The sequence below is a fragment of the Streptomyces sp. NPDC048297 genome (genome assembly GCF_043201585.1).
Classification (GTDB): Bacteria; Actinomycetota; Actinomycetes; order Streptomycetales; family Streptomycetaceae; genus Streptomyces.
The window spans coordinates 1-18,224 of record NZ_JBICZA010000003.1; the positions used below are offsets into that span (position 1 = coordinate 1).

Consider the following 18,224-nt stretch of genomic DNA (forward strand, 5'->3'; position numbering starts at 1 on the left):
AGGCAGGTCGTGCGGAAGCAGGTCCCACTGGCAGCCAGTGCGACCCTGGTAGAGGAGCGCGTTGACGATCTCCCGCATCTCGTACCGGCCCCGGTCGCCGCTGACCGAGGGATGTGCGGCCCTCCACGCGACGATCACCGGCTCAATCAGCGCCCACTGCGCGTCGGACAGGTCGGTCTTGCAGGGCTTCCGCTCGCTCACGGCGTTCAGCCCAGCACGCCCGAGCCCGCCGATCGGCCGAGAGGCCGCAGCCCCACACGTCCAGGTGACGACAAATCACCTATCAACTCGCATACCGCCCTCTCACAGGCAGCTCAGGACGTGCGCGGGCGCGGCAACGCAACCGCTGCAGCGTGGGCCCTGGGCCGGTACGCGGAGGAAGCCGCTCAGTCAGGGGATGACGCCGGCGCTCTCCGGGCCCTGGAACAGGCGAAGTTCGCTTACGACTTCGCCGACCACACGAGTGAGCAGGCGTGGGTCCGTTTCGTGACGCCGTACCGGATGGACTCCTTGACGCTCTCGGTGTACGGCGAACTCAAGCGTCAGGAGCTGACGGCCACAGCCGACTCCGCGGTCGAACGCCTCGGTGGGGAACTGCCCGACTCCGGAGTGGTCGTCCTCGGGGACCTGGCGTCGGCACTTCTGCGCGCCGGCGACGTGGACCGCGGGGCCTACGTCGCGCACCAGTTCGCAGCGGCAGCGGAGTCCAAGCCCAACACCATGGGACGTCAGCGGGCGCAGGCCATCGCTTAGGCACTCGTCGACTGCGGGCGCGGCCTGGGCCTTCGTCAAGGAGAAATATTCGGCCTGTCACCAGAAGACATCGACTGGGCACATCCGGACGGCCCGATGGTGCACGTGCAACGGCAAGTCGTCCACGACGGATCGTTCCTGGCATACGCCCTCCCCAAGGGCGGAGACGACGAGGACCCGAAGGACCGGTGGGTCGAACTGACCGACGACGTGGCCATCCCGCTGCGCGAGCACATGGAGAAGTACCCGCCCGTCGAGGTGACCCGACCGTGGGGTAGCAAAGGCGGGGATCCGGTCACGGTGCGGCTGATCTTCTTCACTCGAGAGAAGACCGCCATTCAGTCGAATTGGTTCAACTCCTACCGTTGGAAGCCTGCTCTGGCGGCGGCCGGCCTCATCAAGCCCCTTGACCCCGACGCGAAGGGACGGCGCTGGGAGAAGTCCCGCGACATGATGATGCACGCCCTCCGACACCTGTACGCGTCGATGATGATCAACGGCGGGGTAGACGTGTACACACTCGCGGATCGGCTCGGACACGCCGATCCTGCGTCTACTCTGCGTAAGTACGTGCACCGGATCGTGGGAGCCGGTTCCAAGATCCGCATCGCGGTCCGGAGCGCCTACGCGAGGGCCGCGTGACTCCTACACTGTTCGGCTTGTGCAACGACCGTGCAAGATGATCTTCGGGCGAGTTGGTTTGCGCAGGTCAGATGCGTTGTATAGGAGTTCAGGGACATCTGATACGAGGATGCCGCCGCGCCCTACCTGACCTGCTGTTCAGCGGGGCGAGATGGAGTGCGGCGGCATCTCTGGGAATTCTCCGGGGCTTTGAGTCGGCGGGGCGGGCTACAGACGTGAACCCGAGGTCGGATGATCCGCCTCCTGAACAGGCCCGATGGAAAGACCTCACAGACCTGACGGAGTTCTGTCGGGTTGTTCGGTTCGGGAAGCCTCCCCGGCCACTGGGCAGTCCCGACGCAGGGCTGGTGCGCCGCTGACGCCGGACAAACCCGTCTTCCGCATGAGCCGTTCGACGGTGCAGCGAGCCACCTCGACGCCCTGATCGCGGAGTTCTGCCCAGACCCGACGGGCGCCGAACGTCCCGCCACTTTCTTCATGGACGCGCTTGATGCGCTCTGTGAGTTCGGCGTCCCGTCGGCCCCTGGCGGACAGCGGCCTCGACCGGGCGGCGTAGTACGTCGACGGAGAGACGTTCAACGTCCTGCAGATGCCCTCGGCTCCCCACACCTCCTTGTGATCCTCGATGAAGCGGATCACCTGCGCCGTGGGCGGTCGGCCTCCCGGGCGAAAAAAGAGGATGCCGCCTTGAGGATGCCGTTCTCCCGTTCGAGAGCGGCGATCCGGCGGGTCAGCGCGGCGACCTGATCGGCGTCGCCAGGCGCAGGGGTGCACGCGTTCGCCTGTGCCACCCAGGACGAAAGCATGTGCGGGTCGAGTCCCAGCCGGTCCGCCACCACGGAGAGAGCGTCCGTGCTCTGTCCGGTCCGCTCACGCACCTCGGACACCATCCTGACCGCGCGTTCGCGCAGCGGTGTGGAGTACGTGCCTTCTCTGACCATGATCGTCCTCCTGCTGAGGGTGCGGGCGTCCGCCTGCGTCGACGGCCGGACCGGGAGCGGCCGAGTGGTTCGCGCAGGGGCGCCGGTGAACCGGGCGGAAGTCAGCCCGCTGAAGGCCGCTCACCAAGGGTTTCCCGTAACTTCCGCCAAGTCCGTCCGCACCGGATTCTGCGTCACTGCGCCGCACCTGGACCAATGCCGATCTGCGTGAGCGCCATGCCGGACAGGCATCACAGCAGCTATGCCGGTGCGGCATGGGTTCTGCTGAACCGGCACTCCAACTCGTCCGTATCAAGCGGTTATTTACCGTCAGGCGATCGGGCATGATGGGGGTTTCCGGTTCTCCGTGTCCGGGTCGTCCCGGGCATCGGGGTTCCGCGCAGCGCACGTCGTAGCAGGGGCCAGCAGGGGGAAATGTGTCGCGCGTAGTGGTCTGCCACGGCATCGGTCACCAGTACAAGCACAGTGAGACGTTGCTGACCGAGTGGTACGACGCCCTGCGGGTCGGCATGACCGACGCCGCGTGTGCGGTGCCGGACGCGGAGGACGTCGCCGCCGTGTACTACGGCAGCTGCTTCCGCAGCCGGGAGGCCAAGGGCGGTGCGGACGACGAGCTGGCCGACATCCCGCCCCTGCGCATCGGTGACGTGCGCGACCCGCTCGAACTGGAGCTGCTGGAGGCGTTCGCCGGCGGCACCGAGGAACCGCTGCCCGGCGGCAAGGGTGTGGGGCAGATGGCACTGCGCCGGCTGGAGCGGAGCGAAGGGCTCGGGAAGCCGGCCGGGCGGGCCGTCATCTGGCTGGTCAAGCAGGTGCGCCGCTACCTGGATCCGGACGACACGGTAAGGGCGTGTGCGCAGAAGCGCTTCGAGCGTGTCGTGACCCCGGACACCAAGGTCGTCATCGGCCACTCCCTGGGCTCCGTCGTCGCCTACGAGGCACTGCGCGCCCACCCGGAGTGGAACGTGCACACCTTCATCAGCCTCGGCTCCCCGCTCGGCGTCCAGGCGATCCGGGACCGGCTGCTCCCGGCACCCCCCGCCAAGGGCGAGGGTCTTCCGCCCGTGGCCCGCTGGGTCAACGTGGCGGCCAAGGACGACCCGGTCGCACTGGTGAAGCAACTGGCCCCCGTCTTCGGTGACCTCGACGACCAGCTCGTCGTCAACCTGCCGTGGCACCATCCGGGCAGGTACGTCTTCGGCAGCCACTCCGTGCTCCGCTACCTCACCACGGGAGAGGTGGCCGACGCCGTCGCGAGCGCGCTGCTCGCCACCGACCGGTGACCCCGGCGCCGTACGCCTCCCGCCGGGCGACGGGCATCGTCCGGACGGCGGGCATCGTCCGGACGGCGCTGGTCTCCGGCAGCAGCCGGTTCGCCGACGGATTCGAGCCACTGCCCCGGGTACGGGACGAGTTGCGCATGATGCGGGCGGCCCTGGCGGAGGCCGGGTACGGCATTCACCGCGGCTCGCGGCTCGACCCGACCGTCGACGAACTCGTGGACAGCTTCGAGCAGGCGCTGGACGGCGTCGACGGCACGCCCCCCGACGTTCTGCTCTTCTACTATTCCGGGCACGGATACACCTACGGCGACGGAGACATCCTGCTCGCCGCCCGCGACAGCGAGAAGGCCAGGCGGTCGACGCTGCTGGAGCTGGGCCGGCTCATGTCGCTCATCGTCCCGGGCGACAAGCCGCGCCCGCGCGAAGTGGTCGTCCTGGTCGACGCGTGCCGGTCCGGGCTTGCCATCGCCCAGTTGGAGCGAGACGCGAAGAAACAGTGGGACAACGGCACCGACATGCCCGTGCTCACCATGATCAGCTCGACGGACCGGATCACGGACGCCCAGCAGATGCACTTCGCCGACTCCTTCGCGGCGGCCCTGCGCAACACCCGCGCCGACGAGGAGTCCGCGTACCTCGATGTCCACCGCCTCTTCACCGAGCTGAAGGGCCGCATGGAGAAGGGGTCCGAGAACCCTCGTGACCCCCAGGTGCCCAGCCTGGTCCCGCCCCGCGACGAACTGCGGGCCTTTCCCAACTCCCGCTACCTCCCGCCGCGCGCGGTACGCCGGCCTCCCGAGGCGAACGACGACAGCGGATGGGCCTTCTGCGGGCGCGCCGAGGCCGTGCGGGACGTCGTCTCCTACCTCGACGGCGACTCCCCCGCCGATGAACCGGGGGTGCCTCTCCTGGTCACCGGGCGGCCGGGCTCGGGGAAGTCCGTCCTGCTCGAATGGATCAACGCCTCGTCCTGGGGGCAGCCGCTGCCCGCCGGGGACCGGGCGCCCGATCCGGCCCCCGCCGGATGTGTCGACCATCTGATGGACGTCCGCAACAAGAGCGTGGACGCCGTCGTGTGGCGGCTGGCCGATCTCTACAAGACCGGCGAGAGCGACTGCGCCTCGCTCGTGGAGGCTCTCGGCGGGCGCGGACTGCGTCTCGTCTTCGACTCCGTGGACGCGAGCGCCGAGCCCGAACTCCTCACCACGATGCTGCTGGCTCCGCTGGCCGCCCAGCCGGGGACCCGTGTGGTCATGGCCGACAGCCAGGTTCCGGATGGGTTCCACGGGCACGTCGTCGACCTCGACTCGCAGGCGTACTTCCGCTCCGCGGACGTGGCCTCGCTCGTCGAGCAGGTGCTCCGGAACCGCAAGGGCACGACCTGGTCGGCCGCGGAGCCACGGACGGTCCATGACATCGCCGAGGCCACCGCGGCGGCGGCCGGCCGGTCCTGGCTCCGTGCCTACCTCTTCGCGGTCGACATGAGCGATGAAGACCCCGCGACCGCCCAGGTGCAGGCCGAGCGGTCCAACGCCGATCTGTTCCTGGACGGACTCGTGCGGCTCAGCCGCGCGCTGGACGACGAGGACCCCCAGTGGGCGCGGGACATGCTCCTCCCCGTCGCCCTGGCGCAGGGCGACGGCCTCCCGGCCGACGGGCGGCTGTGGGCGGCGCTGGTGCGCGCGGGCGGTCGCCCCCGCGTGGGCGCCACGGATCTTGCCGACGTGTGCACAGAGGCGAGGGATTACCTTGATGCCCCGGAGGACGGGATGAACGGTCACGGGTGGAGGCTCAAGCATCCGCCGACGGCCGAGTACCTGGCCGCGTCGGCCGATGTGCGCGCCTGTCATGCGCTGTTCGTCGACGCCATGACCGAGCAGCTCTCCGTGCTGCCGTCGGGACAGCGCGACTGGTCGAGCGCCGACCGCTACACCCGTGACCACCTTCCGCACCATGCGCGGCTCGCCGGTGTGCTCGACGGGTTCCTGGACGATCCCGAGTTCCTGCTGGCGATGAACGGCGAGAAGCTCTACCGGGCACTCGGCCTCATCCAGGAGACGACCAGCGACCGGGCGGCCAACGTCCGCGCTCTGTGCTGGGAGTTGATGGGGCCGCGCTGGCGGCTGGGCGACGGGCACACCCTGGCCCGGCTGGCGCTGCACGCCCAGGTGCGGGGGCTGGGCGAACTCGCCCGGCGCGCCCGCGAGTACGCGACGGGCTGGCAGGCGGAGGCCGTCGACTGTCTTCCCCCGTCCGTGCGCGGCGGACTGGAGGACCGCGCCGTCAAGGCGGTCCACTGCCTGCCCGACGGCGGTGAACTGGCCCTGACCGGCAGCTGGATCTTCCACCGTCCGGGCGGCTGCGACGACACCTCCTGGGCGGCGTTCGACCCCGCGGATGTCCGTGGTGACGTCCCGGCGCGGGTCACCGCGTCCTCGGTCATCGACCACGCCGGACAACCGGCCCTGTTCGTCGGCGAGATCACGGGTCGGGCGTGGGTGGCGCTGCTGGACGGCAGGGGGCAGCAGATCGAACCGCTGGACCTCAAGTGTCCGCTGACGACCTGCGTCAGGGTCGGTGACGACCTGCTGGTCGCGGGGAGCGACGGGTGGCAGTGGCGGAGCGGGGGCGAGACCGGTGAACTCGTGGAGAATCCGGGGCTGCGGCTCGGCGGGGTCACCGCGGCCGTGACCGCGCGAGGGGTCAGGGTGGCGGCTCGTACGGCGTCGGACGTGGTCGTGTGGCGGAAGGACGGCGCGCTGCTGCACACCTTCGAACCACTGCAGAGCCGCGGCCTGATGAAGATCGCTTCCGATGCCGAGGGCATCTACACCGGAGCCGGGGACGGTTCCGTGTGGTGGGCGGCTTGGGACGGCCTCAGCCGCCGGCCGATCACGCAACACGCGAGCGGCGTCAGCGAACTGCGGCTGTGCACCGTCGGTGGGACGCGGGTCCTGGTCAGCGCCGGCATGCAGGGCGACATCCGGCTGTCGTCCCCCTCCGGTCACGGACCGTCCCAGAAGTTCGACATCGGACTCGACGTCAACTCGGTGGACGTGCACCGCGACGGGGAGCTGGTCGTGGGAACTGCCGAGGGCTTGGTACGCATCGCACCATGAGCAACCCCCGCCAGGGAAACGAGGAGTCGAGCGTGAGTCATGAGGACCGGATGTCATCCTCTGCCCGCAGGATGGCGTCACTGCCGTACGAACTGAGCCTGACGCTGCATGCGTTGGCCACGGATCTGATGGCGAAGTCGGTGGATCCCCTCCGCGTGGAGTCCCGGCTGCGCACGGTCATCAGCCTCGGCAGGACGGTCCTCGACCATCGGATCCCGCTCCCGCGGCGCCCTTTCGACTTCTCGGGCGAGCGGAAATCCATCGGGCCCGGCGCCCTGCTCCACGAGTACGCGGAGGAGGGAGCGACGGAGCTGGGCGCTCTGCTGAGCGAACTGGACCCCGCTCTGCTGTCCGAGCTGGACCAACTGGTGACGAGCGCGGAGCGGTTACCGGCAGACGGCGACGAACCGCTCAGGTCCGTACCGGTGGGCGGGGTGCCCCTGCTGCTCGCGCCGGTGGAGGACTGGTACGTCATCGCGGGCGCGGACGTCGTCTTCGATCCCGGCGACGACGTCCGGCCCTGGGCGCCGCTCCCCGACCCTGCCGCGATCGAGCGGGGGATGCAGTCGGCGCGGCATCTGGTGGCGAGCGTGGGCAACCGGCTGTCGAGCGACGTCCGTCCCCGTGTGGACGCGCCGTACCTGCTCAGTCCCTCCGCGATCGGCCCGGACTCCTGCGCGCCCGCCGTCGCCCTGTCCTGGATCGCGGCGGAGGGCGGGCTCCCGGGGCTCGGCGAGCTGGGTGTGCTGGCGCTGGCGGGCCTGTCGGCGGACGGTGACTGGCTGCCGCCCGCCGTGTCCGAGCAGGCGATGACGGCCGCCACCGGGGCCGGACTCGGCGTTCTGTGGCGCGACGGCGACGGCGACGGCTGGCGGCTGCGCCGGGCAGACGGCGTCGAGACCGACCCGGACCCGACCCTGCTCGGAGCGGTCCGCCTGCTGTGGGCGGACAAGTGGCAGGCTACGGTGCGCCGTTGGGCCTCGGAGACTCTCGCGCAGCAGGAGTGGCGCGTCCTCCACTCGACCGGTGCGGCCGATTCCGCGCCGGGATGGTCGGGGCCGCCCGACCGGGGCCTGGTGGAGTTCGAGCGGGCCTCCTTCCTGTTCAAGAGGTTCCACGGGAAGCCGCTGTCCCGGGTGATCCAGTCCGGGGCACGCAACTGCGGCAAGACGGTGTGCGCCCAGCAGCTGGTGCGCAAACTGGAGGGCACCGACTGGCAGACGCTGGTGCTGTCGCCGGACCGCCGCCAGCTGCCCTCCGACGGCGAACTGCCCGCGGTGGTCCGCGCCGCGCTCACCGTCACGGGCATCGACAGCACCCGGCGGAAAGTGCTGGTGGTCCTCGAGGACCTGCAGCCCCTGGAGGACGGCAACGTCGGTGAGGCGCTGGAGTCCCTCAGCGAACTCAAGGTGGGTGTCCTCGCGTTGACGCGGTTCGTCGACGGAGCGGCCAACCACTGGGACAACCACGGGGTGACCTCCTACGTCACCCTGGTGGCCGCGGAGGACGTACCCGACCTGGCCCGCCGGATGATCCGCCAGGCTCCCACGGAGTACCGGACCCGCGCCGACGACACGGCGGCCGTCGGCCTGGCGGTCGAGGCGTGCCAGGGCGATCTGCGTCTGCTGGCCGATCTGCTGCGGGAGAAGCCGGCCGGCAAGCCCGCCACCGCGGCGGCCCTGCCGGAGCGGGGCCTCGGGAGCGAACTGGTGCGGGCCCGCGCGCAGGCCCTCTGCGAGGGCCTCGAAGCCGACGCCCTGAGTGCGGTGCACCGGCTGGCCGCGGTGTCCTGGCTGGACGAAGGGGTTCCGTCCGCCCATGTGACGGCTGTCCCCGAGGACGTCCGCACGGCCCTCGGCCTGGTCGTCCACGAGGACTTGGTGAGGATTCCCAGCACCGTCCGGGCCGAGGCGGTGATCACCTGTGCGAGCCCGAAGGGGCTGGACGCTCTCCCCCTCCATCTGGAGGCGTACCTGCTGGACCTCATCCGCGAGGACAACCACCGGCTGCTGGAAGCCCTGCTGCGCAAATGTGCCGCCTACGCGCCGGAACGGCTCGCGCAGCTGCTGGAGTTCCCTTCGGTACGCGGTGCGATCACGAACTGGTCGGCGACCGCCCACCCGCGAAAGGCCCTCACCCTGTTGCGCCTGTGCCGGCGCAACAGTGACGCCGTCTGGACCGCCGCCGCACTCCCGCCCGTCCTCGAACGCGTCCCGTCGGTCGAGGATCTGACGGTGCGTGACCTTACGCTCGCGCTCACCACCCTCTGGGACGACGAGTTCCGTCTGCCCCAGAACGTTCTGTCGGCCCTCGTCGCATGGGTCGGGGAACCCCAAGGGGGCCTGGACCGGGTCCTCGCCCGCTCATCCACCCTCACCGACCGCCACCACCTCGTCAACGCCCTGCTGAAGCTCGCCGGTGAAGGCACCACACCGACCGGGACGGTCTGTGAGTGGCTCGAACAACGCGCCGACGACCTCGTCCGCGGAGCCGACCCCGACCGTCACCGTGACCTCATCGCCGTACGGCGCATGGACGAGCTCATCTTCGTCAAGTCACGGCAGGCCCGGGAGGAGGAGGACCCCGCGTCGGCGCTGCGCCCCCTGCTGAAACCGGCCCAGTTCCTCATCGAGTCCCGTCCCACCCCGGACCGGTCGCTCGCCGCCATCCTTTCCTGGCTGTCGCTGCGACTGCACTTCGACGGCGCCGGGGACTGGGACCAGATCATCGAGCAGTACAAGTCACAGCTCCAGGCGGCGCTGGCCCACTCCGACGCCAGCCAGATCAGCCAGGCCCTGGCCGACCTGTCGCAGAGCAACCGCGGACTGAGCAACCGGCTGCTCAACCACCTGAAGTTCGGGCGCACTCTGGTGCCCGTGGTGAAGGCGGCGCCGCCCGCCGAAGCGGCCATCCTGATCCAGACGGTCCGGAACATCCACGCCGCCACGCTGCGCACCCTGCTCTACCGGGAGAACCGGGACGGCGACCTGATCGCCGATGTCGGCCTGGCCCGCGAACTGGCCAAGGCCGTACGCGGCTTGGAGGACGCCCGAGGCGCGGGCATGCTGCTCAGCAGCGTCAGCCGTGTCGACGACCTCTACTGCGACACCAAGGAGCGGTTCGGTTACCGACTGGCCTGCGAGATCGGCCAGGAGTTCGTCGAGAACGTCATACGGCGGGAACGCCGGCCCGCCATCGTCTACCACCTGCTCCGCGGCCTGTGGGAGTCCGGCGCCGAGTACCGGCAGGCGGTCGAGGAGTCCGCGCTCAACCTCGTCGTCTCCAGCATCCACGCCCAGCGTGGCACGGCCCGCCCCTGGGGTCCGCGCCTGGCCATGCTGCTGATCGAGGACGACTACTTCGGCCAGGACTTCCTCCACAAGCTGGCGGAGCGGCTGGACCGCAAGGTGCTGCGCGACCGGATGTCCCAGGTGTCGCTCGCCCCGGAGAGCATGGCGCACACCCATCGGCTGGGACTCGCGCTGGTGCCCGACATCGGCATGGACTTCGCCAACCAGGTCGAACTGGACAGGGCCGTAGGGAGTCAGCTCGTGAGCACCGCGAGCAACGTGGCCCAGAAGCTCCAGGTGCTGGCCGACACCCTGCGGGCCGGCGGCAAGGTCGGGGCGACAGCGCTGGTGCTCAACCACTTCAAGGCGCAGAACCCCGACTGGAACTGGGCCGAGCGGCTGCGCGTCGTCCGCTCCATCGGCGCCTTCACCACCACGCTCGGCGAGTTGCGCAAACTGGACCCGTCCCAGGCGGCGACGACCGTGGACTCCCTGAGCCGGCCACACGGCGGGCAGGACTTCTCCCACCTGCGGGAGCTCGTGCTGCGCAGTGTGGTGCATCCGCCGCTCGCCGCCCAGCTGCTGAGCGAGGTGGAGCGCTGCAAGTCAGGACTCGGAAGGGCGGAGCTGGCCGCCCTGCGCGGTGAACGCAGGCGCTGGCGAACGCTCGTCGAGGTCTTCAAGTTCGAGCAGGACCCGCTGACGCAGGGCATGGTGGGGCGTTCCCTGGCCAGGCTCGGGGTGACCAACCGGACCGAGGAGACCGAGTGGATGCACACCTTGGTCGGCACCCGGTGGGAGGGCACGATGCATCTGCTCGCCAGTCCGAGGGCGGTCACCGAGATGCTGACGCTCGCCTACATGTGGGAGCCGCAGTGGGGCGAGCAACTCGCCGCGAGCGTCAACGTCGACCGGATGCTCAACCGGCTGCGACTCAGTCTCCGGTCGGATCTCCAGGACGTTCCCGGTCTGCTGCACGCGCTATGGCTGACCGGTCACCGTGAGGCGTTCGACGACATCCTCGGCCATGTCGACAGGCTGAACGTCGACGTCCTGGTGAACGCGATGGGGCTCCATCAGTCGAGCAGACTGCTGAAGGCGGTCCGGGTCGCGGACAGATCGGTCGAGTCGCTGCCCGAGGCGGTGGGACGGCTGGTCGAGCAGGTGGCGGGCCGGCACCTGGTGGTGGACGCCGAGGCGCACTGGACCGCCCTCGGGTGGGCGGCCCAGGCCCTGCACGAGTGCTCGGGCCTCCCGTTCCTGCCGGACAGTGTCCCCGCGCTGCGGCCCAACACCGTGGCCCACCCGGCCGCCGTGGCCTGGGCGGCCGCGTGGCTGCCGCGCACCAAGTGGTCGTCCGCGACCGTCGCCGAGGCCGTGGACGCCTTCGAGAAGTCCGGCAGCACCCAGCACTGGCATCCCCGGGCGACCTGCATGACCCTGATCGCGGCAGCGCGGTCCGGTCTCCTCCCCACCGCCGGCCCCCTCCCCGAGCACTGGTACGCGGCCACGGAGGCGAGCCCCGGACTGGTCACGCTCCTGTGCCGTGAAGCGGAGGGTTCCCCGGTCCTGCGCGACCACTTCGCCAGTCCGGCGATCGCCCGGCGCATGCGAGGGCTCATCAACAGGCCCGGCCTGTCCCCCGATCTGTACGCGGAGGAACTGCGGTCCGCCGTGAAACGGCTGTGCCCGCAGCCACCGGTGCCTCGCCCGAGCCCGAACATCGGGCTCGGGCTCTGAGGGCACCGAGGGCTCCGAGGGCTCGCGCCCAGGGCTCGTACATGGCCTTCGGCAGGCGGTTCACCCTGTGGCGTCCGGGTCAACCCCTCCGGAACCAGGGGGTGTTGGGGCGTGACTCGCGCACCCGGGTGTCGGGGTGGCCCGCGCCGTCCGCGATGGAGATGACGCGGTACTGCTGCTCGTGGAAGACCCAGGTCCAGGTCTGGCCACTCACCCGGTACCTGCCGGGCACGAACAGGAATCCGTCGACCTTGCCGACGCCCTGCAGGGAGGGCCACTTGGACAGGTCGCGGTCGCCGCGCTCCATGACGTCGGTGTGCCGGGCGCCGTCGGCGATCGAGATCAGCCGGTAGCGCTGGCCCGCCGGGGTGGTGTGGAAGAGCCAGTACCAGGACTTGCCGTTCTCGCGCTGCTGGTCCGGCACCGGCAGCACCGCGTCGACCTGGGTGACCCCGCCGAGGGAGGCCCAGCGGGACAGCGGCCCGTCGCCGCCGACGCTCCGGCTGGTGTGGCGGGCGTCGTGGGCGATGTTGACGCGGCGGTAGACCTGGGTGCCGCCCACGGTGTGGAACAGCCAGTAGCTGCTCTCGCCGTTCAGGCCCTGCTCGTCCGGGACGGGCAGGATCGCGTCGACCCGCTCCACGCCGGCCAGCGCGGGCCAGGAGGACAGCTCGGCGCCCGGGTCGACGACGGTCCCGGTACGGTCGTCCGCGCCGGTGGTCAGCTGTTCCACCTCGGCCGTGCCGGTGCCGTCGACGCGGACGGTGCGCCCGGAGAAGGTCCAGTACCGGCCCTGGACGTCGGGCCAGGGCAGGATCTCGTCCATCGGGGCGGGCCGCGCGGGCGGCGGCTCGGGCCGGGTGGTGTGCCCGTCGGGCAGGGTCGACGTCTGCCCGCCCGCCGAGGTGGCGCCCTCCAGGCGGCCCTTGCTCAGGCCGCGAAGTGTGGTGAGGGAGGGGCTGAAGGCGTAGACGGAGCCCTCGGTGGTCACGAAGGGCTGGAAACTCAGCATGGTGGTCTTCCGGTCGCCGTTGCCGTTGCCACGGCTCTCGAAGGCGATCTCGCCCGTGGTGACGCCGGGGAGCTTGCCGCTGACCATGGGGTCGGGGCCGGGCACCGGGCTGCGGTCGTGAGGGAAGTTCGGGTCGTTGATCCAGTCGGTCTGGATGAACTCGAACTGCCGTAGCAGGTCGGCCTGGTAGCAGACGAAGAGCAGGCCGCGGGGCTCGTCCGGGCCGCCGCCGTCCTCGTTGGCGGGGTCGAAGGGGGCGCCGTAGGGGATGCCGCGGCGGATGATGCGGCGCACGTCCATGAACGCCTCGTCCACCAGCTCGCCGTTGTCGACCAGCCCGTCGCGGGGAGCGGTCTTGCGCAGGTGGGAGAAGAGCGGGGTGACGACGCCGTCGGGGTCGTCCTTGAAGCTGAGGTCGTTGTCCGCGTCGGTGCCGGACGGGGGCGCGGCGTCGGGGAACTTCGCGACCGAGGCACCGCAGCGCCAGCGGCCCACCAGGCGGGCGCCGAGCCACTCGCTCTTGGTGTTCGCGTCCACCACCTTGGCGTCCCGCAGCTTCGCCAGCTCGGAGTTGACCTGCGCCCACCAGCCGGGGACGTCCTGGCCGAGGCGTCGTACGACCTGGAAGGAGCCGTACTTCATCCAGTCGGGCACGCCCTTGGGCAGGCCGGTGTCCGGGTCGGCGCCGAGGACGAACTGGCCGGCCGGGATCATCCGGCCGCCCTTGGTCTCCGCCGGGTCGTCGAAGTCCACCACGTGCGGTTCGCTGACGCCGTCCTTGAAGCCGAAGTGCTCCCTGCCCCGGCGCTTGCCGGGCAGCGTGGCGCCGCTCTGCGGGTGGACGATCAGGACGCCGGCCCGCGACGCGGCCTCCGTCTGGCGCCTGAGCTCGTTGTCGTGGTCGTCCTGGAGGTCGGCGGCGACGGTCAGCACGGCGTGGATGACGGGCTTCTGGTCGGAGCCGAAGATCCAGTGCTTCGGTTCGTTGCAGCCGGTGTCGCCGAGCGCCTCGGCGCGTCTGGCGGAGCCCTGGACGAACGCCTGGACGGTGGTGCCAGTGGGCACCGTGTCGAACACCTTGTCCTTGCCGGTGAGGAACAGGATCCCGGGGTGGGTGAGGCTGACGCCCACCCAGGTGGCCTTGAGGTTCTTCGGGTCGTCACCGGCGGAGTTCACGCGGGCGTCGTGGAACTTCTGGTTGAACGCGGCGACCTGCCGGGTGGTCGCGATGGAGGGGATCAGCTCCGCCAGCCAGTTCCGGGCGGCGGTCATGTCGCCGAACTGGAGGAAGAGCAGGGTCATGTGGTCCTTCTTGAACCCGGCGAGGATGTCGCCCTGGATCTCGGTGCTGTCGCGCAGCGGCAGTGCGGTGGCCGTGGTCATGGAACTCCCTTGCTGGATGGGGACATTGGGGCAGGGGGACGTGGGGACAGGGGGCGTGGGGACAGGAGGACGTGGTGGGGACTTCGGGATGTCGGGACAAAGGGGGAAGGGGGAAGGGGGCGGTCCCGGGTGACCGGGCGGCGCGTGGGCGGCGCCGCCCGGGTCTCCGGCGGCAGGGGACGCGGGTGGGGACCGTGGGAAGGGGGACGCGAGAGGGCGGACCCGGGAGGGAGGACGCGGGGAGGGGCGGTGCCGTCAGGCGCCCGGCTTGAGCTGGACCCACTTGGCGACGCTGGGCACGCCGCGCTCGTCGAGCAGGAACAGCAGGTAGTAGCCGGGCGGGGCGTCCTTGGCGGACGGCGGGGTGCGCAGCACGAGTTTGTTGCCGGCCGCGCTGGTGATGTCGAGTTCGATACGGCGCTGGCTGGTGTCCACCGAGTGCGTGGAGGTGATGGGCGCCATCAGGACGGCCTTCTCGGCCAGGTCGGGGGTGCCGGTGCTGATCCGCAGGCTGCTGCCGTAGCCCACGGTGGGGTTGGACACGTCGGTCAGCGTCGGCCGCTGACCGCCCTGGTGCAGGTACGGCGGCTCGTAGATCTCGATCGTGCCGTTCTGCCCGGACGTGATGTCGGGGTTGTTGGCGATCTCCTGCAGTTCGTCCCCGGTGATCATGATCCGGCCGTCGGGCAGGATCACCGCGTTGGAGTGGTAGCCGCGCGGCAGCCGCTGGCTGGGACCGGTCCGCCAGGCGCCGTCGAGGCCGCGGATCTCGGTCTGGCGCCACTTGTCGTCGGCGTTGGGGTTGTAGTCGCCGTTGCCGTAGTTGCGGATGTCGTAGCCGCCGTTGACGGTGAAGAGCCGGCCGTCGGGGAAGATCAGCGTGTCGTCCTGGGTGCGGCCGAAGGCGCGCGAGGTGTCCTGGGTCCAGGAGCCGCCCGAGAACCGGTACGTCTTCGGGTCGTTGCGGTCGCCGCCGAGGATCAGTACGGAGTCGGGGCCGTTGCCTTGTGTGGGGTTGGGCAGGGCCACCGCGGAGCCGTAGTTGCGCATGCCGCCGCCGGGCCGGTTGCGCAGCACCTGGTCGCTCTTGGCCTGCGGGTCGAAGGCGTACTGCTCGTCGTAGTTGCGCCCGAAGCCGTAGATCTTGCCGTCCCGCAGCGAGAACAGGTGGGGATAGTCCGTCGAGTACTCGGCCTTGATGCCCCACTTCGTGAGCCCCTGCCGCGCCGGGACGGCCGCCTTGTCGTACGACACCGCCGTGCCGTCGGCCGGGAAGCTCTCGATCGACTTGGAGAGCTTGCCCCAGCCGATGTCGCCGTGACCGGAGGTGATGAACTGCCGGCCGTCGGCGCCGGTGACGACGGACGGGTACCAGCGGCCCTCGGCCATGTCCTGCTGCCGGTGCCAGGTCTCGGTCCAGGGGTCGAAGACGAGGGCGAGGTGGGCGCCGGTGCCGTGGTTGCCGCCGAGGTTGCCGCCGAAGACGCCGACCATGCCGTTGGGGAGGTAGGCGTGCCCGGCGCAGAAGATCGGGGCGGGGCGGTCCTCGTCCAGGCCGTCGTCTACGGGGACGACGGGCGGCTGCACGTTCTTGAAGGCGCCGGGCCCGGTGCCCTTGGCCGGGTCCCAGACGTAGGCTCGGCCCGCGTTGTCCCGGCCGATGACCTCGGTGGGCGCGGTCTCCTTGTTCGGGCTGGTCTCGACGGCCTCGAAGGAGAACAGCAGGACCTTGCCGGTGGGCAGCAGGGCCACGTGGTCGCCGTAGTCGGGGCTGGAGAAGTAGTCGGCGAACCTGCCGAACTGCCCAGCGGCGAAGCCCTTGTTCGCCTCCGCCTGGGAGTCGGTGTGCTCCTTCAGGCTGCGGTTGCGCATCGGCTGCGGGTAGCCGCGGTCGACGGCGGCGAGGCCGATGCGGTCGCGGGCCAGCTCCTCGGCGCGGGCCTGCCCGAGCGCCCTGGCCTCCTCGGGGCGGACCTCCTTCGCGATCTGCTCACGGGTGATGCGTACGGCACCGGGGCCGGTGCCGGCGGCAGGACCAGTGGCCGGACCAGTGGCGGGACCGGCGGCGGACGCCGGGGCCGGGGAGAGCGCGGCGGGTGCGGTGACGGACAGGACGACCACGGCGCAGCCGACGGCGAACGTCCACCTCCGGCCGCGGGGGACCCCTCTGCGGGACATGGGACTCCTCGTGGGGACGGGGCACCCTGGACGGCGCGCGGCAGCGTGAGCGGCACGGGGGCAGCACGAGCGGCACGGGCAGCGCGAGGGCGACCACGTAGAGTGACGGAACGCCCGAAGTTAATCACACACCGTAGCGACAGCGCGGAGCCGTCTCGAAAGATTGACCGTTATGCCCCGATGGGCGGTAACGCAGCGTGTCCGTCGGAGCGGGACCGGACCCGGCGGCTCCAATGGGCGGGACCTGTCACCCTGCTCGCGAGGAGTCCCCCCATGCCGGCAACCCGCACGTCCCGCGCCATCGTCACCGCGTCGGCCGCGGCCCTGCTCTGCTGCGCCGCCGCACCCGCCACGCCCGCCGCCGCGGAGCCCCAGCCCCCGATGCACATGTCCAGCGGCCTGATCAAGGGTGGCGCCGACGGCCGGCCCCACGAGTTCGAATGCCCCGCGATGCAGCACCTGTTCAGCGGCGGCTACCGGCTCAGCGCCCGCCCGGGACACAAGCTCGGCAGCGACCCCGCCGACGTGATCGAGAACCGTGCGAACGACAACGCCACCGGCTGGATCGTCACCGTGCGCAAACAGCAGGTCGTGGCGCCGGCCCGGGGCAAGAACCGGCCGACGACCGGGGCCACCGCGGCCTCCGCTGCCGACCTGACGATCCACGTGGTGTGCTCGGACGAGACGATGTCGCACGGCGCCTGACCTCCCGTCCGGCCCCTCTGCCCCCTTGGCCTCATCCGCCCCCTCCGCCCCTTCCGCCCCCTCGGACCCTTGGACCCTTGGACCCAGGGGGCGGACACGGCCGCGGAGGTCAGTCCTGGGCGACGAGGACGACGTCCTGTTCCTGGACGGCGTGGAAGGCGGGCAGCGGGATGAGGCCAACGGGGCGCAGCTCCATGAGCGTGGCCTCGACGTGGGCCCCGCCGGGCTTGAGGGACTCGGACGTGACCCGGCCCGAGTTCGAGTAGGCGTGCTCGGCCCCGTCGCACACGGCCGCTGTGCCGCCGATGCCGTGCTTGACGCGGGGGTCGCCCTGGCTGACCGAGGTGCTGACGAAGACGGGACCGGTGGCGGCGACGCAGCGGTAGGTGCCGGAGACGGTGACGGTGCCGTCCGCGCCGATCCGGGCGATCGGGTCGACGGTGACGCTCTCGGACGAGTCGGCGACGACGACGGCGGGTGCGGGTGCTGCGGTCACGGACGGCGCTGCGGCCAGGGACGGCGCTGCGACGACGGCCGACGCCGCGGCCACGGCCGGTGCGGCGACGGCGCACAGCAGCGCGGTGACGCCGAGCGCGGCGGCGCCGGACGCAGTGGCGCCGAGCGCGGTGGCGAGCGCGGTGCGTACGGACAAGGGATACCTCCCGGTTTCCGTGGGGTGGAGGCCTCAACTGGTACCGGGCGCCCGTGCCGTGCGGAGCGATCGTCACCCCTTCGGTGGCGCGTCATGGAACCATCCGCGAGTTGTCCGCGTGTTGTCACGCTTCACCGCGGGGCGTTCCGATGAGTTCACGCCCGGGGCATGGTCTGTAGGAGGCCGGACGGTGACTGTTCCGCCGGCTCCCATCGGATCCGATGTGGAGGTGCGCCATGTGCTCCCACCAGTCCTCCTGCCCCGCGGCGGACACCAGTGCCCTGCACCCCGTCGCCGCTCACCCCGAGCAGGGCTGGACCCTGCTGTGCGACGGGTCGATCGTCTTCGACGACACCGGGGAACTGCACCCCGACGGCAGCGTGATCCCGCCGCACCGGACCCCGGTCGAGCGCCTGGCGCCGGCGGCGTGACCCTGCCCCGGGACGGCACGGGACGGCTGGCTCCCCGCGGCCAGGCGCCGGGCGTCACGGCAGAACGGCGCCCCGGCCACGGGGCAGGACCGCGC

The 18,224-nt window shown here is 70.9% G+C and carries 12 protein-coding genes and 1 pseudogene; 7 read left to right on the forward strand and 6 right to left on the reverse strand.

What is annotated here, in order from left to right; translation table 11 throughout:
- Positions 1–201: transposase (locus ACGFYV_RS03925; RefSeq protein WP_393876747.1), on the reverse strand; the 201-nt coding region annotated here is incomplete at its 3' end.
- Positions 202–297: 96 nt separating this feature from the next.
- On the opposite strand from ACGFYV_RS03925, the pseudogene ACGFYV_RS03930 reads away from it, so the two are divergent.
- A pseudogene (locus ACGFYV_RS03930) lies at positions 298–753 on the forward strand (transcriptional regulator); the annotation flags it as partial.
- 105 nt (positions 754–858) lie between these two features.
- Positions 859–1,395, forward strand: coding sequence for a tyrosine-type recombinase/integrase (locus ACGFYV_RS03935; protein WP_393876748.1), 537 nt, complete (start codon positions 859–861; stop codon positions 1,393–1,395).
- Between the two features lie 267 nt (positions 1,396–1,662).
- Here the strand turns inward: ACGFYV_RS03935 and ACGFYV_RS03940 are convergent, their stop codons facing one another.
- On the reverse strand, positions 1,663–2,034 hold the full coding sequence (locus tag ACGFYV_RS03940; RefSeq protein WP_393876749.1) for an IS3 family transposase: 372 nt from the start codon (positions 2,032–2,034) through the stop codon (positions 1,663–1,665).
- The gene (locus tag ACGFYV_RS03945; RefSeq protein WP_393876750.1) at positions 2,031–2,336 is read right to left on the reverse strand and encodes a transposase; all 306 of its coding nucleotides are present in this window, start codon (positions 2,334–2,336) and stop codon (positions 2,031–2,033) included. Before ACGFYV_RS03945 ends, ACGFYV_RS03940 begins: the two co-directional genes overlap by 4 nt.
- Before the next feature lie 416 nt (positions 2,337–2,752).
- Here ACGFYV_RS03945 and ACGFYV_RS03950 point away from each other — a divergent pair, with 416 nt between their 5' ends.
- The 3 genes from ACGFYV_RS03950 to ACGFYV_RS03960 are packed head-to-tail and all read left to right on the forward strand — an operon-like array spanning position 2,753 to position 11,768.
- Positions 2,753–3,619, forward strand: coding sequence for a hypothetical protein (locus ACGFYV_RS03950; RefSeq protein ID WP_393876751.1), 867 nt, complete (start codon positions 2,753–2,755; stop codon positions 3,617–3,619).
- Positions 3,616–6,738, forward strand: a complete 3,123-nt coding sequence (locus ACGFYV_RS03955) for a caspase family protein (RefSeq protein ID WP_393876752.1) — start codon at positions 3,616–3,618, stop codon at positions 6,736–6,738. Before ACGFYV_RS03950 ends, ACGFYV_RS03955 begins: the two co-directional genes overlap by 4 nt.
- 50 nt (positions 6,739–6,788) lie before the next feature.
- Entirely contained in the window at positions 6,789–11,768 is a 4,980-nt protein-coding gene (locus ACGFYV_RS03960) for a hypothetical protein (protein WP_393876753.1), read from the forward strand.
- 79 nt (positions 11,769–11,847) lie between these two features.
- On the opposite strand, the gene ACGFYV_RS03965 is transcribed toward ACGFYV_RS03960, so the two are convergent.
- Positions 11,848–14,163 carry a Dyp-type peroxidase gene (locus ACGFYV_RS03965; RefSeq protein WP_393876754.1) on the reverse strand — a complete coding sequence of 772 codons (2,316 nt, stop codon included), beginning with the start codon at positions 14,161–14,163 and terminating at the stop codon, positions 11,848–11,850.
- A 255-nt stretch (positions 14,164–14,418) separates the two neighbouring features.
- Positions 14,419–16,341, reverse strand: coding sequence for a galactose oxidase-like domain-containing protein (locus tag ACGFYV_RS03970; protein ID WP_393876755.1), 1,923 nt, complete (start codon positions 16,339–16,341; stop codon positions 14,419–14,421).
- A 273-nt stretch (positions 16,342–16,614) separates the two neighbouring features.
- On the opposite strand from ACGFYV_RS03970, the gene ACGFYV_RS03975 reads away from it, so the two are divergent.
- Positions 16,615–17,046, forward strand: a complete 432-nt coding sequence (locus ACGFYV_RS03975; protein WP_393876756.1) for a hypothetical protein — start codon at positions 16,615–16,617, stop codon at positions 17,044–17,046.
- 109 nt (positions 17,047–17,155) lie between these two features.
- On the opposite strand, the gene ACGFYV_RS03980 is transcribed toward ACGFYV_RS03975, so the two are convergent.
- Entirely contained in the window at positions 17,156–17,620 is a 465-nt protein-coding gene (locus ACGFYV_RS03980; protein ID WP_393876976.1) for a DUF6299 family protein, read from the reverse strand.
- A gap of 314 nt (positions 17,621–17,934) precedes the next feature.
- On the opposite strand from ACGFYV_RS03980, the gene ACGFYV_RS03985 reads away from it, so the two are divergent.
- Entirely contained in the window at positions 17,935–18,129 is a 195-nt protein-coding gene (locus ACGFYV_RS03985; protein WP_393876757.1) for a DUF5999 family protein, read from the forward strand.
- Positions 18,130–18,224 lie beyond the last annotated feature (95 nt).

Excerpts from the sequence above, each read along its gene's own strand:
- ACGFYV_RS03945 (WP_393876750.1), bottom strand. The coding sequence starts at position 2,336 with ATGGTCAGAGAAGGCACGTACTCCACACCGCTGCGCGAACGCGCGGTC.
- ACGFYV_RS03985 (WP_393876757.1), top strand. The coding sequence starts at position 17,935 with ATGTGCTCCCACCAGTCCTCCTGCCCCGCGGCGGACACCAGTGCCCTG.
- ACGFYV_RS03975 (WP_393876756.1), top strand. The coding sequence starts at position 16,615 with ATGCCGGCAACCCGCACGTCCCGCGCCATCGTCACCGCGTCGGCCGCG.
- ACGFYV_RS03965 (WP_393876754.1), bottom strand. The coding sequence starts at position 14,163 with ATGACCACGGCCACCGCACTGCCGCTGCGCGACAGCACCGAGATCCAG.
- ACGFYV_RS03970 (WP_393876755.1), bottom strand. The coding sequence starts at position 16,341 with ATGTCCCGCAGAGGGGTCCCCCGCGGCCGGAGGTGGACGTTCGCCGTC.
- ACGFYV_RS03960 (WP_393876753.1), top strand. The coding sequence starts at position 6,789 with ATGTCATCCTCTGCCCGCAGGATGGCGTCACTGCCGTACGAACTGAGC.